This window comes from Pseudomonas sp. SWRI77, assembly GCF_014269105.1.
GTDB classification, from domain to species: Bacteria; Pseudomonadota; Gammaproteobacteria; order Pseudomonadales; family Pseudomonadaceae; genus Aquipseudomonas; species Aquipseudomonas capeferrum.
On sequence record NZ_JABWRV010000013.1, the window covers coordinates 115,633 to 128,298 of the forward strand.

Annotated in this window: 11 protein-coding genes; 7 read left to right on the top strand and 4 right to left on the bottom strand. The window is 61.6% G+C overall.

Going from position 1 to position 12,666, the window contains the following annotated elements:
• Positions 1 to 18 precede the first annotated feature (18 nt).
• The gene (locus tag HU766_RS14745) at positions 19 to 198 is read right to left on the bottom strand and encodes a CsbD family protein (protein WP_033699700.1); all 180 of its coding nucleotides are present in this window, start codon (positions 196 to 198) and stop codon (positions 19 to 21) included.
• Positions 199 to 442: 244 nt separating this feature from the next.
• On the opposite strand from HU766_RS14745, the gene HU766_RS14750 reads away from it, so the two are divergent.
• Together HU766_RS14750 and HU766_RS14755 are read left to right on the top strand one after the other, a co-directional pair.
• Positions 443 to 1,915 carry a NosD domain-containing protein gene (locus HU766_RS14750; RefSeq protein ID WP_186658121.1) on the top strand — a complete coding sequence of 491 codons (1,473 nt, stop codon included), beginning with the start codon at positions 443 to 445 and terminating at the stop codon, positions 1,913 to 1,915.
• A gap of 118 nt (positions 1,916 to 2,033) precedes the next feature.
• Positions 2,034 to 2,414 (top strand): hypothetical protein, encoded by a 381-nt coding sequence (locus HU766_RS14755; protein WP_186658124.1) that lies wholly within the window; start codon positions 2,034 to 2,036, stop codon positions 2,412 to 2,414.
• Here HU766_RS14755 and HU766_RS14760 read toward each other — a convergent pair whose 3' ends face one another.
• Positions 2,415 to 3,251, bottom strand: a complete 837-nt coding sequence (locus HU766_RS14760; RefSeq protein WP_033699704.1) for a S1-like domain-containing RNA-binding protein — start codon at positions 3,249 to 3,251, stop codon at positions 2,415 to 2,417. It abuts the gene before it with no gap.
• 129 nt (positions 3,252 to 3,380) lie between these two features.
• Between HU766_RS14760 and HU766_RS14765 the strand changes: the two genes are divergently transcribed.
• Positions 3,381 to 4,241 (top strand): DUF6279 family lipoprotein, encoded by an 861-nt coding sequence (locus HU766_RS14765; RefSeq protein ID WP_186658130.1) that lies wholly within the window; start codon positions 3,381 to 3,383, stop codon positions 4,239 to 4,241.
• A gap of 29 nt (positions 4,242 to 4,270) precedes the next feature.
• On the opposite strand, the gene aceK is transcribed toward HU766_RS14765, so the two are convergent.
• Positions 4,271 to 5,986, bottom strand: a complete 1,716-nt coding sequence (aceK, locus tag HU766_RS14770; RefSeq protein ID WP_186658133.1) for a bifunctional isocitrate dehydrogenase kinase/phosphatase — start codon at positions 5,984 to 5,986, stop codon at positions 4,271 to 4,273.
• A 149-nt stretch (positions 5,987 to 6,135) separates the two neighbouring features.
• Here aceK and HU766_RS14775 point away from each other — a divergent pair, with 149 nt between their 5' ends.
• Positions 6,136 to 7,011, top strand: a complete 876-nt coding sequence (locus HU766_RS14775; protein ID WP_186658137.1) for a DMT family transporter — start codon at positions 6,136 to 6,138, stop codon at positions 7,009 to 7,011.
• A 13-nt stretch (positions 7,012 to 7,024) separates the two neighbouring features.
• Positions 7,025 to 7,483, top strand: a complete 459-nt coding sequence (locus tag HU766_RS14780; RefSeq protein WP_186658140.1) for a DUF4265 domain-containing protein — start codon at positions 7,025 to 7,027, stop codon at positions 7,481 to 7,483.
• A 4-nt stretch (positions 7,484 to 7,487) separates the two neighbouring features.
• Here the strand turns inward: HU766_RS14780 and HU766_RS14785 are convergent, their stop codons facing one another.
• Positions 7,488 to 8,369, bottom strand: coding sequence for a DMT family transporter (locus HU766_RS14785; protein ID WP_047583795.1), 882 nt, complete (start codon positions 8,367 to 8,369; stop codon positions 7,488 to 7,490).
• Between the two features lie 442 nt (positions 8,370 to 8,811).
• Here HU766_RS14785 and HU766_RS14790 point away from each other — a divergent pair, with 442 nt between their 5' ends.
• Together HU766_RS14790 and HU766_RS14795 are read left to right on the top strand one after the other, a co-directional pair.
• Positions 8,812 to 9,672, top strand: coding sequence for a formylglycine-generating enzyme family protein (locus HU766_RS14790; protein WP_186658143.1), 861 nt, complete (start codon positions 8,812 to 8,814; stop codon positions 9,670 to 9,672).
• Positions 9,673 to 9,801: 129 nt separating this feature from the next.
• Positions 9,802 to 12,261, top strand: a complete 2,460-nt coding sequence (locus HU766_RS14795) for a TonB-dependent siderophore receptor (RefSeq protein WP_186658147.1) — start codon at positions 9,802 to 9,804, stop codon at positions 12,259 to 12,261.
• Positions 12,262 to 12,666 lie beyond the last annotated feature (405 nt).

Sequence of the window (12,666 nt, forward strand, 5' to 3'; positions counted from 1 at the left end):
GGAACGCTCAATACGGCATCAAGGCTTCTTCACGGCATCCTTGACGTCACCCTTGATCTGCTGCGCTTCACCCTTGAGTTCCTGGGCCTTGCCTTCAGCCTTGAGCTTGTCGTTGTCGGTCACCTTGCCGACGCCTTGTTTCACGTTACCGATTGCTTCGTTGGCCAAGCCTTTCGCTTTGTCTTTAGTACCGCTCATGGCAAAACTCCTGCAAATGGAGACACGTGAACCGTGTCGACAGTCTGTGGACCCAGGGCCTTTCGCAAGAGTTTCAACCAATTTCACCCGAACAAGCCGAGCGGCAAATCTGCGTGCGAATATCGCACCCATTTACCCCGCCCAACTGCCCAGTACCTGCCGGCTGCCCTAGAATCGCGGCATACGCCCGCCCACATAGGGCAGGCCAGTCATAAAAACAACGATTTTCGGAAAACCCGCCCCCATGCGTCTGATGCCTGTGCTCGTGGCCCTGCTGCCACTGCTTCCCCTGCCCGCCCTTGCCGCCTCGCCGGCCGTAACCGAAACCCTGCGCGTCGACCGCTATGCCGACGACGGCCAACCCGGCAGCCTGCGCTGGGCAATCGAGACCAACAACCAGAACCCCGGCCACTACCGCATCGAAATCGCTGCGGTCGGCCAGGCGCCTTATGTCATCCGCCCGACGCGCGCGCTGCCTGAAATCAAAGGGCCGGTGCGCATCACCGGCCAGGCGTGGGCCCGCGACGGCCAGTACATCGCCATCGACGGCTCGGGCTACATCAAGGACCAGGGTGTGCACACCTGCCCCGGCGCTCTGCCCGGCCAGTTCGGCACCAACGTGCGCACCACCACCCACCCTGGCCTGGTGCTGCGCGACACCCAGGGCGTGCACCTGAGCGGCCTGGAAGTGCGCAACTTCTGCATTGGCATCCTGGTCAATCGCGCCAGTGGCAACGTCATCGAAGACAACCGCGTCATCGCCAACAAGGGCGGTGCTGGCATCATGCTGACCGGCGACGACGGTGCCGGCAACCCGACTGCAACCACCACGGTCAACAACAAGGTGCTGCGCAACCAGCTGATCGACAACGGCGACGGCCTGGAACTGACCCGCGGCGCAGCCTTCAACCTGGTGGCCGACAACCTGTTCCGTTCCACGGCGGCCAACCCCGAGCCCTCCCAGGGCATCGAAATTCTGCTGGGCAACGACAACAGCGTGGTCCGCAACCGTTTCGAGAACTACTCCGACGGCCTGCAGATCAACTGGGGCAACCGCAACTATTTGGGCGCCAATACCTTCAGCGGCAACTCGATCGGTGTCAGCGTAACCGGCGAGGGCAACATGCTCGATGGCAACCTGATCCACGGCAACCGCATCGGCGTGGCCCTGCGCCCGGAGCCGGCAATCACCGCCACCCGCCTGAGCGCCAACCGTATCTGGGGCAACAGCCAGGACATCCGCCGCTGCGAGGCTGGCGGCTCTTGCGTACCAGACCAGCGCACCGGCGCTATCGTGTTCGGCGTGCCGGCGCAGGCGCATGCGTTGTACGTAGGGTCGCGCGGGGTGGGCGCGGAGCTGGCGAAGAAGGACCAGGCAATCATCTGCAATGCCCAGGGTGAACCCAAGCCGTGCCAGCCGTTGCCTAATCACAACCAGCAACCACCACGGCTGATGGCGCTGGAGGGGAATGTGATCCGCGGTGAGGTGCAGGGGCCGGCGTCGAGCCTGTTGCGCGTCGAGTTGTTCGGCAATGCGCAAGCAACGGGCAGCGAGGCGGAGCAGTATCTCGGGGAAGTGCTGGTGAACAGCGATGCCAAGGGGCAGGCGCGGTTTGCCCAGGTACTGGAGAACAGTGCCGGGCTGCACAGCTTCACGGCGACCGTGACCACGGCCGACGGGGCGACTTCCGAGTTGAGCCTGCCGGTTCGTCGCTGAGGCAACCGGCCTCTTCGCGGGTTTACAGACGAAGAGGCCGGCCCAGGCAAACCTTGCTCAGCCACCCGCCACCCCTCACAATGCAGGCCTTATCAAGCGTCAACCCGCAGGAACCTGCATGAAACTCGACAAACCCGCCGCCATCGCACGGCGTAACGAAGCACTGGCCCGGCCAGTACTGACCAGCAGCAACACCCTGTTCGCTATCCTCGACCCGAAACGCAACCTGTGGTGGTTCGAGGTGCCGGTAGCGTTGCTGGGCAAGGGCCAGCCCGATTGGGTCAACCTGCTGCTGCACACCCCCGACACCGATGAGCTACAGCACCTGAAGGTGCCGACCAACTTCCTCAAGGCTCACCTGGAGCAGATGGAAGTGCGCAAGCCCGGCAAGCGCCGCTCGACCATCAGCCTGGCCCTGAGCGCCGACCGCGATTCGCTGCTGCGCGACACCCGCCCAGGTGGCGAGCAGCTGGACTTCCGGACCTTCGTGCAGGCCTGATCAGGCCCGCTCGATGCGATCGTCATGGATGACGATGCGGCCTTGCTTGAACAACGCACCAATGGCCTTCTTGAAGTTGCCCTTGCTGACGTTGAACAGCTTGCTGATCACTGCCGGGTCGCTCTTGTCGCACACCGGCAGCATGCCGCCTTCGGCTTCAAGGCGCTGCATGATCAGCTCTTGCAGGCTGTCCGCCAGGGCGGCGCCCACTGGCTGCAGGCTCAGGGCGATCTTGCCGTCGTGGCGAATCTCTTTGATGAAGCCCTTCTCGTGCATGCCCGAGCGCAGGAACTTGAACACTTCGTTCTTGTGGATCAGGCCCCAGTGGCGGTTGTTGATGATCGCCTTGAAGCCCATCGGCGTCTCGCCCGCCACCAGCAGCTCGACCGGCTGGCCCACCTGGTAATCGGCCGGGGTGCGGTCCAGGTAGCGGTCCAGGCGCGCCGTTGCGGTGATGCGGCGGGTGCGCTTGTCGAGGTAGGCGTGCACCACGCAGTAGTCACCGATCTTTAGCGGCTGCAACTCTTCCGAGTAGGGCATCAGCAGGTCTTTGGGCAGGCCCCAGTCCAAGAAGATGCCGGCGCCGTTGATGTCCTTGACCTTGAGGCTGGCGAATTCACCGACCTGCACCTTGGGCTTCTCGGTGGTGGCAATCAGCTGGTCTTCGCTGTCCAGGTAGATGAACACGTTCAACCAATCGTCGACCTCGGTCTCGGCGTTCTTCGGGATGTAGCGCCCCGGCAGCAGGATCTCGCCATCGGCGCCGCCGTCCAGGTACAGGCCGAATTCCACGTGTTTAACGATTTGCAAACTGTTGTAACGCCCAAGCAGAGCCATTTCCGATGTTCCTCAAGACAAGACGGCTATTCTACACCCGAAGCCGCCGCGCTGCCTGACCGCTGATTCGGTGGAACCGCCACCTTACCCTTGCGTCTACTGATTGGCAGCCACTGCAAGGATCAGCACATGCTTTCACGCCTGTTCAAGCCCCTGCTCATCGCCGTGGCGTTCGCCCTGGCCCTGGCGGCGTGCAGCCGCATAGACTTGGCCTACCGCAACCTCGACCGCCTGGTGCCGTGGTCGCTGGGCGACTATCTGGACATGAACCGCGAGCAGAAAGTACTGCTCGACGAGCGCCTCAAGCAGCACCTGGCCTGGCATTGCAAAACCCAGCTGCCCAGCTACCTCGACTGGCTGGACCGGGTGCGCACCATGGTCGCCGAGGACCAGGTGACCGACCAGGCGTTGCAGCAACGCACCCGCGAAGCGCGCGCGGCCATAGGCCGTGTAGCCGAAGAGATCACCCCTTCCGCTACCGAATTGTTACGTGGCATGAGCGACGCCCAGGTGGCAGAAATGCGCCAGGCGTTCCGCGACGACATCAGCGAGCGACAAAAGAAGTATGTCGACACGCCCTTGCCCAAGCAGATTGCCCGCCGTACCGAACGCATGGAAAAACGCCTGACGCCGTGGTTGGGTGAGCTCAGTGCGGCGCAGCGGCTGCGGGTGCAAGCCTGGTCACAGGCGCTGGGCGACCAGAACCGCCAGTGGATCGCCAACCGCGCGCATTGGCAGCAACAGCTGGTGCTGGCAATGGACCAGCGTAGCGACGCCAGCTTCGAACCACGCCTGGCGCAATTGCTACAGCGCAAGGAGAGCCTGTGGACGCCGGCATATCGCATGGCCTACCAGAACACCGAGCAACAGGCGCGCACGTTGCTGGTCGACCTGATGCAACTGAGTACCCCAGCGCAGCGCCAGTTGCTGCAGCAGCGGCTGGGCAAGGTGCGGACTGACTTCAGTGAGTTGAAGTGTTTGAAGGGCTGACATGCTGGGGCCGCAAAGCGGCCCCGGGTTCACCGCAACTTGCGCCGATACGGAAACACATCGATCACCCTCCCCTCACGAATCGTCGCCTGCAGCCCCTTCCAGTAATCCGCGTCATACAACTCCCCATGCAACCGGCTGAACAGCCGCCGCTGGCCCATATCGGCAAACAGGAACGGCGGAAACTCCTCGGGGAACACATCATGCGGCCCGATCGAGTACCACGGCTCGCCCGACATCTCGTCCTCCGGGTAGCGCGGCGGTGGAATATGGCGGAAGTTCACCTCGGTCAGAAAGCAGATCTCGTCATAGTCGTAGAACACCACCCGGCCATGGCGGGTGACGCCGAAGTTCTTCAGCAGCATGTCGCCGGGGAAGATATTCGCCGCCGCCAGTTGCTTGATGGCCAGGCCGTAATCCTCCAGCGCCTCGAGCACCTGCCCTTCACTGGCGTGTTCCAGGTACAGGTTGAGGGGCGTCATGCGCCGCTCGGTCCAGCAGTGGCGGATCAGCACCGTGTCACCCTCCAACGCGACCGTGGACGGCGCCACCTCCAACAACTCGGCCAGGCACTGCGGCTCGAACTTGCTCTGCGGAAAGCGGAAATCAGCGAATTCCTGGGTATCGGCCATGCGCCCTACCCGATCGACACTCTTCACCAGGCGGTACTTGTCGATCACGGTGGCGCGGTCGACCGTCTTCGACGGCGCGAACCGGTCCTTGATGATCTTGAACACCGTATTGAAGCCCGGCAGGGTGAACACGCTCATGACCATCCCGCGCACCCCCGGGGCCATGATGAAACGGTCGTCGCTGCTGGCCAGGTGGTTGATCAACGCCCGGTAAAACTCCGACTTGCCATGCTTGTAGAAACCAATCGAGGTGTACAGCTCGGCAATGTGCTTGCCCGGCAGGATGCGCTTGAGGAAGTTGACGAACTCCGCCGGCACCGGCACATCGACCATGAAATAAGACCGGGTGAAGGAGAAGATGATCGACACCTCGGCCTCGTCGGTGATCAGCGCATCGGCCTCGATGCCATGGCCTTCGCGGTGCAGCAAGGGGATCACCAACGGCCACTGCTCGTCGGGGGTGTACAGGCGGCCGACCAGGTAAGCGCCCTTGTTGCGGTACAGCACCGGCGAGAACAACTCGACCGCCAGGGCCGGGTCTTTGCACACCCAGTCCGGCAGGCATTCGCGCAGTTGTTCTTCCAGGCGCGTCAGGTCGCCTTCCAGGTCACCATAGGGCACATCGAACGGGTAGTCGGCGAAGATCGCCCGCAGCAAGCCTTTGAGACCATCGCCAAGTGCGTAGGTGCGGGTTTGTGCGGCGCGCTCGTGGCTGCGCATCGACGGCCGGGTGGTGTGGATGAACATGCAGCCGTCGCTGATCTGGTCATGGCTGAACAGGCTGCAGAACAGCGAGTTGTACCAGGTCTCGGATAGCTCGTCGTCGAGCCGTGGGTCGATCAGGCGAATGTAGGCGCTCTTGACCAGCGGCCACTGCTCCACCTCCAGCAATACATCCTCGGCGAAGCGCTGGCGTAGCCAGCCGTTGGCCTCGGCCACCTTCTCTTCATACAGGTTGATACGCGCCGCTGCTGCGCGCTGGATGTCTTGCCAGCGCGCTTGCTCGAAGCGCTCACGGGCACCAAGGGTGATGCGCCGAAAGTGCTCGCGGTAGTCATCGAAGCCGTCGAGGATCATCCGGGCGATTTCGCCGGCGGGCCAGTGCTGGTGCATGCGAGGCATCTCGTTGCAGGGTGAGATACACAGCTTAGCCGGTCCCTTGCCCGCGAAAGGGCGCGCACCGATTCACTGCGCAAGAAAGCACAAGAATCCCGCTCCCCCCTGGCGTAAACTCGCGCCCTGCCCAAACCCCGGAGACCGTTGTGAGCCCCATCGCCCTAGCCCGCCTGCTGACCCTTGCCGCTGTCTGGGGGGCGAGCTTTTTGTTTATGCGCATCATCGCCCCCGAACTCGGCACCGTGCCGACTGCGTTTTTCCGGGTGTCGATTGCCTGCCTGGGGCTGATCGCCATCCTCGCCGCCGCGCGGGTACGCTGGGACTTCCAGGGCAAACTCGGCGCCTGCCTGGTATTGGGCATGATCAACTCGGGCATCCCGGCCACTTTCTACTCCGTGGCCGCGCAAGTACTGCCCGCCGGCTACTCGGCGATCTTCAACGCCACCACACCGCTGATGGGCGTGCTGATCGGCGTGCTGTTCTTCCGCGAACCGATGACCCTGCCCAAACTCTGCGGCATCTTCCTGGGCCTGTTCGGCGTCGGCATCCTCAGCGGCGCCGGCCCCGTCGCCCTGGACATGGCCCTGCTGCAAGGCGCCCTCGCCTGCCTGGCGGCCACCACCTGTTATGGTTTTGCCGGCTTCCTCGCCCGCCGCTGGGTCAGCGGCCTGGACAGCCGCCTTTCGGCCCTGGGCAGCATGCTCGGCGCAACCTTGCTGCTGAGCCCGCTGTTCGCCTGGAGCGCACTGACCCAGCCACCTGCCAGCTGGGGTGGCTGGAACGTGTGGCTGTCGCTGCTCGGGTTGGGCCTGCTGTGCACCGCATTCGCGTATATCCTGTACTTCCGTCTGCTGGAAGAAATCGGCCCGGTCAAGGCCAGCACCGTGACCTTCCTGATCCCGGTATTCGGCGTGTTGTGGGGCGCGTGGTTGCTGGACGAGCCGCTGTCGATGGCGCACCTGTACGGCGGCCTGCTGATTGGCGCCGCCCTGTGGCTGGTGCTGCGCCCGACACGTAAATAAAGCAGGAGCCACGATGAGCGATGCATACAAGAAGGTGTTGTTCCGCCTGCAGCAGGACGCGGACGGCTACCCGCCCGCCTCGGTCGAGGGCCTGTGGGCCAAGGCAACAGAGGGCGGCTACGAAGTCGACAACATCCCGTTCTATGTCTACGGCATTGCACCGGGCGACATCATTGGCACACGGGACGAAGCAGGTGAAACCTGGTTCGACGCCTTGCGCAGCAGCGGCGGCCGCTCGGTGTTCCGGGTCATCGTCAAGCCACCGGAAACCCTCGACCAAGTGCGCACGGCACTGGAGGATTTCGGCTGCAACTGCGAAGCGGAACAGGCAGTGAGGATGCTCGCTGTCGAAGTCGCCACACAGCGCTCGCTCGACACCTTGCTCTACTACCTGCTGACCCAGCGCGAAGCCGACCTGCTGGACTTCGAGGAAGGCGTGCTACGGCACACCATCCCCGAAGAATTCCGCTGAGGGCTTACGCCTCGGCCAATTGCGCAGCCGGCTTGCGGAACACGAACAGCAAGCCCACCACGATCAGCCCCATCCCCAGCAGGCTCAGCGGTGCCAGGCGGTTACCGAAGATCAGGAAGTCCATCACCGCCGTCACCGCAGGCACCAGGTAGAACAGGCTGGTGACGTTGACCAGGTTGCCCTTGGCGATCAGGCGATACAGCAGCAAGGTCGCCAGCAACGACACCACCAGCCCCATCCACAACAGCGCACCGACGAAACCACCGCTCCACTGCACCTGCAACGGCTGCAACGGCGCGAACAGCGCGCACAGGGCAAACCCTGCCAGGTACTGCAGCGGCAGCGTGCCCATGGGGTTGTCGGTGATGCGTTTTTGCAGGATCGAGCCAAAGGTCATGCTGCCCAGGGCCAGCAGCGCAAACAGCATACCGGCCAGGGACACCCCGCCAAGGTTGATGCTCTGATAGACCACCATCACCAGCCCGGCAAGGCCCAACCCCAGGCCGAACAACCGGCTCCAGGAGCGCTGACGCTCCATCAGTACCACAGTAAGGATCGGCTGCACCCCCATCACCGTGGCCATGACGCCGGGGGTGACATGGGTATTGAGCGCCAACAGGTAGAAGATCTGATAGGCCCCCAGCAGCACACAGCCGGTGCCCAGGGCGCGCACAATCGCCCCGCGACTGCGCGGCCAGCGCAAGCCCAGCAACGGGCCGATCAGCAACAGGCCGGCGAGTGCCAGCGCCGAGCGCAACAGCAGGAAGGCGAACGGGCTGGCGTGCGCCAGGCCCAGCTTGGAGACGATTGCCCCGCTGCTCCACAGCAGGACGAACAGGCTGGTGGTGGCCGCCGAGGCCACGGATGCTTTGGAAATGACAGACATGTAGTGCCACCTTTCGGGCGAATAAGCCGAACGGAGGGCGTAACTTTCAGCGAGGGAAGTAGCCGACCGTGTTCAGTAGGTTGCGGGTGCGGTGGGATGCGGCAAAAAGCCGATCAGCCCAGCACGACCACGCAGCGAGGCGGAGCTACGCCGCCTACAACGCCACTGACAGGTGGTGGGTAGTGACTGATCATGGCCGGCTGCTGGCTGCCACGCACGACACTGCCCGCGACTGGCGCGAGGGCAAAGCATGTGGTGGAAGGGATGGCAGGCATGAACAGGTCTTCGGATGAGATCAATGGCCTGGACTATAGCCCGGCGTTTTCTGGTTGGCAACTCGCTAAACCGACCGATGCAGGGGCGGCCGCTGGTTAATTTTTCACCGCCTTGGCTCGTCTGAATGCGAAACGCCGCACGCATTCACCCGCTCCGAGGACCCCCAATGAACTCAAAAACCTGGCTCTACCGGCCAGCCCAGATCACCTGCCTGCTGCTGGTCAGCGCCTACGCCCACGCGGCCAAGCCAGGTGACGTATTCCAGGACTGCAAGGACTGCCCAGAGATGGTAGTGCTGCCCGCCGGCAGCTACGTGATGGGCGCCCCCGACGACGAAGTCGGCCGCCAGCCCGACGAAGGCCCGCTGCATACCGTGACCTTTGCCAAGCCATTCGCCATGAGCCGCTACCAGGTCACCGCTGGCGAGCTGGACGCTTATATCAAGGCCACCGGCACCGTCATCAAGAGCGGCGACGACCGCCCCGGCCGCTGGTGCGAGGCCAGCAAGCCAACCTACAAACAAACCGCCCGCCAACCTGCGGTGTGCGTCGACTATGACGAAGTCCAGGCCTACAGCGCATGGCTGGCGAAAAAAACCGGCAAGCCGTACCGCATGGTCAGCGAGGCCGAACGCGAATACGCCGCCCGCAGCGGCTCCACCGGCCCGTTCCCCTTCCCCTTCGATGAGCCGGGCAAGTACGAAATCAGCAAGCACGCCAACACCTATGGCCCCCGCGATGGCTACACCTTCACCGCCCCCGTGGGCAGCTACCCGGCCAATGCCTTCGGCATGTACGACATGCACGGCAACGTCTACGAATGGGTCGCCGACTGCTACCACGAAAGCTACGAAGGCGCCCCCAGCGACGGCAGCGCCTGGGTCCAGGACCCCACGTGCATCCGCGCGCACATGCGCGGCAACGACTGGGGTGAGCCACCGATCTTCTCGCGCTCGGCCAACCGCAATGACCGGCTGAAAACCACCCGGGGTGACTTCCTCGGTTTCCGCGTAGCACGCGAACTCTGAAACGTGTGACACGGTTAACGCTGCGCCTGCGAAAAAAGCAGTCAATAAGAATCGTTCCGGTTTTTCGCAGGTGCTGCGTCACATACAGCACATAGAAAAAAACCCCTCTGCCAACGAGAACGCAACCCGATGTCCAAGCCCTTGCCCAGTGCGCTCAACCCGCTCGCCAAAGCCTTACTGATTCGTCATTCGCTTCGTCCCCAGCGTGCCCTGTCACGCATCGGCATGGGCCTGGCGCTGTCTAGTGCGCTGGTTTTCCAGGTGCAGGCGCAGGAGTGGACGCTGGATATCCCGGCGCAGTCGATGAACTCCGCGCTGCAGGCGCTGGCCAAGCAGACGGATACGCAGCTGCTGTACAGCCCGGAAGACATTGGCGGGCTGCGGTCTTCGGCGCTGAAGGGGCGGCATGATCTTGCGTCGTCGTTGCGTATTCTGTTGCAGGGGACGGGGCTGCGGTATCAGATTGATGGTAATACCGTGACCGTGACGGCCAGCGCGGCGGCAAAAGACGGCCAAATCGAACTGTCAGCGACCAATGTGAACAGTGCCGGGCTGGGCGAAACCACGGAAGGAACGGGCTCCTACACAACGGGAGTTACCAGCACGGCCACCAAGATGAACCTTTCTATTCGCGAAACGCCCCAGACCATTACAGTGGTTACGCGTCAACGCATGGACGACCAGCATCTGGGCAGCATGAACGAGGTCCTGACCCAGACCCCTGGCATCACCATGTCGCAGGATGGTGGCGAACGCTTCAACATTTATTCTCGCGGTAGCGCTATCAATATCTATCAGTTTGATGGTGTGACGACCTATCAGGATAACCAGACGCGTAACATGCCCAGTACGCTTATGGACGTGGGGTTGTACGACCGTATCGAAATCGTCCGTGGCGCAACCGGCCTGATGACGGGGGCAGGTGACCCCAGTGCCGTGGTCAACGTGATCCGCAAGCGTCCAACACGCGAATTCAAATCTCACATTCAGGCAGGCGTTGGCTCTTGGGACTACTACCGCGCAGAAGCTGACGTCTCTGGCCCGCTGACGGATGACGGTCGAGTTCGGGGGCGCTTCTTTGCCGCCAAGCAGGACAACCACACGTTCATGGACTGGTACACGCAAGACCGAGATGTCTTGTACGGTGTTGTTGAAGCTGATGTCACAGACACCACAGTGGCTCGGTTCGGGATTGATCGCCAGACTTACAAAGTCAACGGTGCACCGGGTGTACCTATCATTTACACCAACGGCCAACCCACAAACTTTTCCCGCTCGACCAGTTCTGATGCACGTTGGGGTTACGACGATTACACGACGACCAATTACACATTTGGCCTTGAGCAGCAATTGGCCCACGACTGGCAATTCAAGCTGGCGGCTGCCTACATGGATGTTGACCGTGATTCGTTTTCATCCTATTACTCGACTACGACCAACCGCTCTTATCTGGAGCTCGATGGTTCAACCGAAATCAGCGCAGGTATCGTGACTGCCAAACAGCACCAAAAAGGCGTCGACGCCACGCTCCAGGGGCCATTCCAACTGTTGGGGCAAACACACGAACTGATAGTTGGGTATAACTATCTCGAGTACGAAAATAAACACCGGGGTGATTCTGGACCCGATGTGGATATCAATTTTTACGATTGGGATAACCAGACCCCCAAACCGGGTGATGACGAAATCATTCCCGGCATTCAGTACAATATTTCCAACCGCCAGTCCGGCTATTTTGTGGCGAGCCGCTTTAATTTGACCGATGATCTGCATCTGATTCTCGGGGCACGGGCGTCCAATTATCGGTTCGACTACGCCCTGTGGCGTATTGGTAATGAACCCGCGCCTTACAAAATGGTAGAACGCGGTGTCGTCACGCCGTATGCAGGCATCGTCTATGACCTGACGAATGAGCAATCCGTCTATGCCAGCTACACCGACATTTTCAAGCCACAGAATAACGTAGATATCACAGGCAAACCGCTTGATCCTGAAGTCGGAAGGAACTACGAGTTAGGTTGGAAAGGTGAGTTCCTCGAGGGCCGGCTGAACGCCAACATTGCGTTGTACATGGTCAAGCGAGACAACCTGGCCGAGTCGACCAATGAAGTGGTTCCTGACTCGGGTGGTCTCATCGCTTCTCGCGCAGTTGACGGTGCAGAAACCAAAGGTGTGGACGTAGAATTGTCGGGCGAAGTGCTGCCAGGCTGGAATGTCTTTACCGGCTATAGTCATACCCGCACCGAAGATGCTGACGGCAAGCGCCTGACCCCGCAACTACCGATGGACACATTCCGCTTCTGGAACACTTACCGACTGCCTGGCGAGTGGGAAAAACTGACCCTGGGCGGTGGTGTGAACTGGAACTCGAAATCCACGCTGAACTTTGCCCGCTACAACAGCCATGTGACCCAGGATGACTACTTCGTCACCAGCCTGATGGCGCGCTACCGGATCAATGAGAGCCTTGCCGCCACCTTGAACGTCAATAATATTTTCGACAAGAAGTACTACGCTGGCATGGCTGGCAGTTATGGTCATTACGGGGCACCACGCAACGCCACGGTAACACTGCGCTACGACTTCTGAGGCTCGTTGGCCAGAACCTGGGCTTGCTCCTGGGTCTGGCCATACTCTGCTGCTCTACCCCCTCTCTGATCTTCTCGTCCTCTCTTTATCAATCCCTCCTGTTACTGTGTCGACTGTTCGAAAGGCCGCGCACTAAAATCCTCCCCACCAAGCGCCGCCTCACCTGAGCTTGCTTGCCATGCGATAGGACTTTAGTGACGTCAGGCTGCGGGGAGCTCACAGCAAGCGCTTAACGAGCGTGCCCGCGAAATTCATAAGACACTGTCCGTTCCATAGCCAATCACTCTGCTGTGCTAGTGGATTGCTCTCGTTTTTCGTGGTGCCTAAAAAGCACATGGCCCCGAACCCGCAACCTCAAGGTGCGGGATCGGGGCCATGTCAATTGACGCTGGATAAATCAATCAA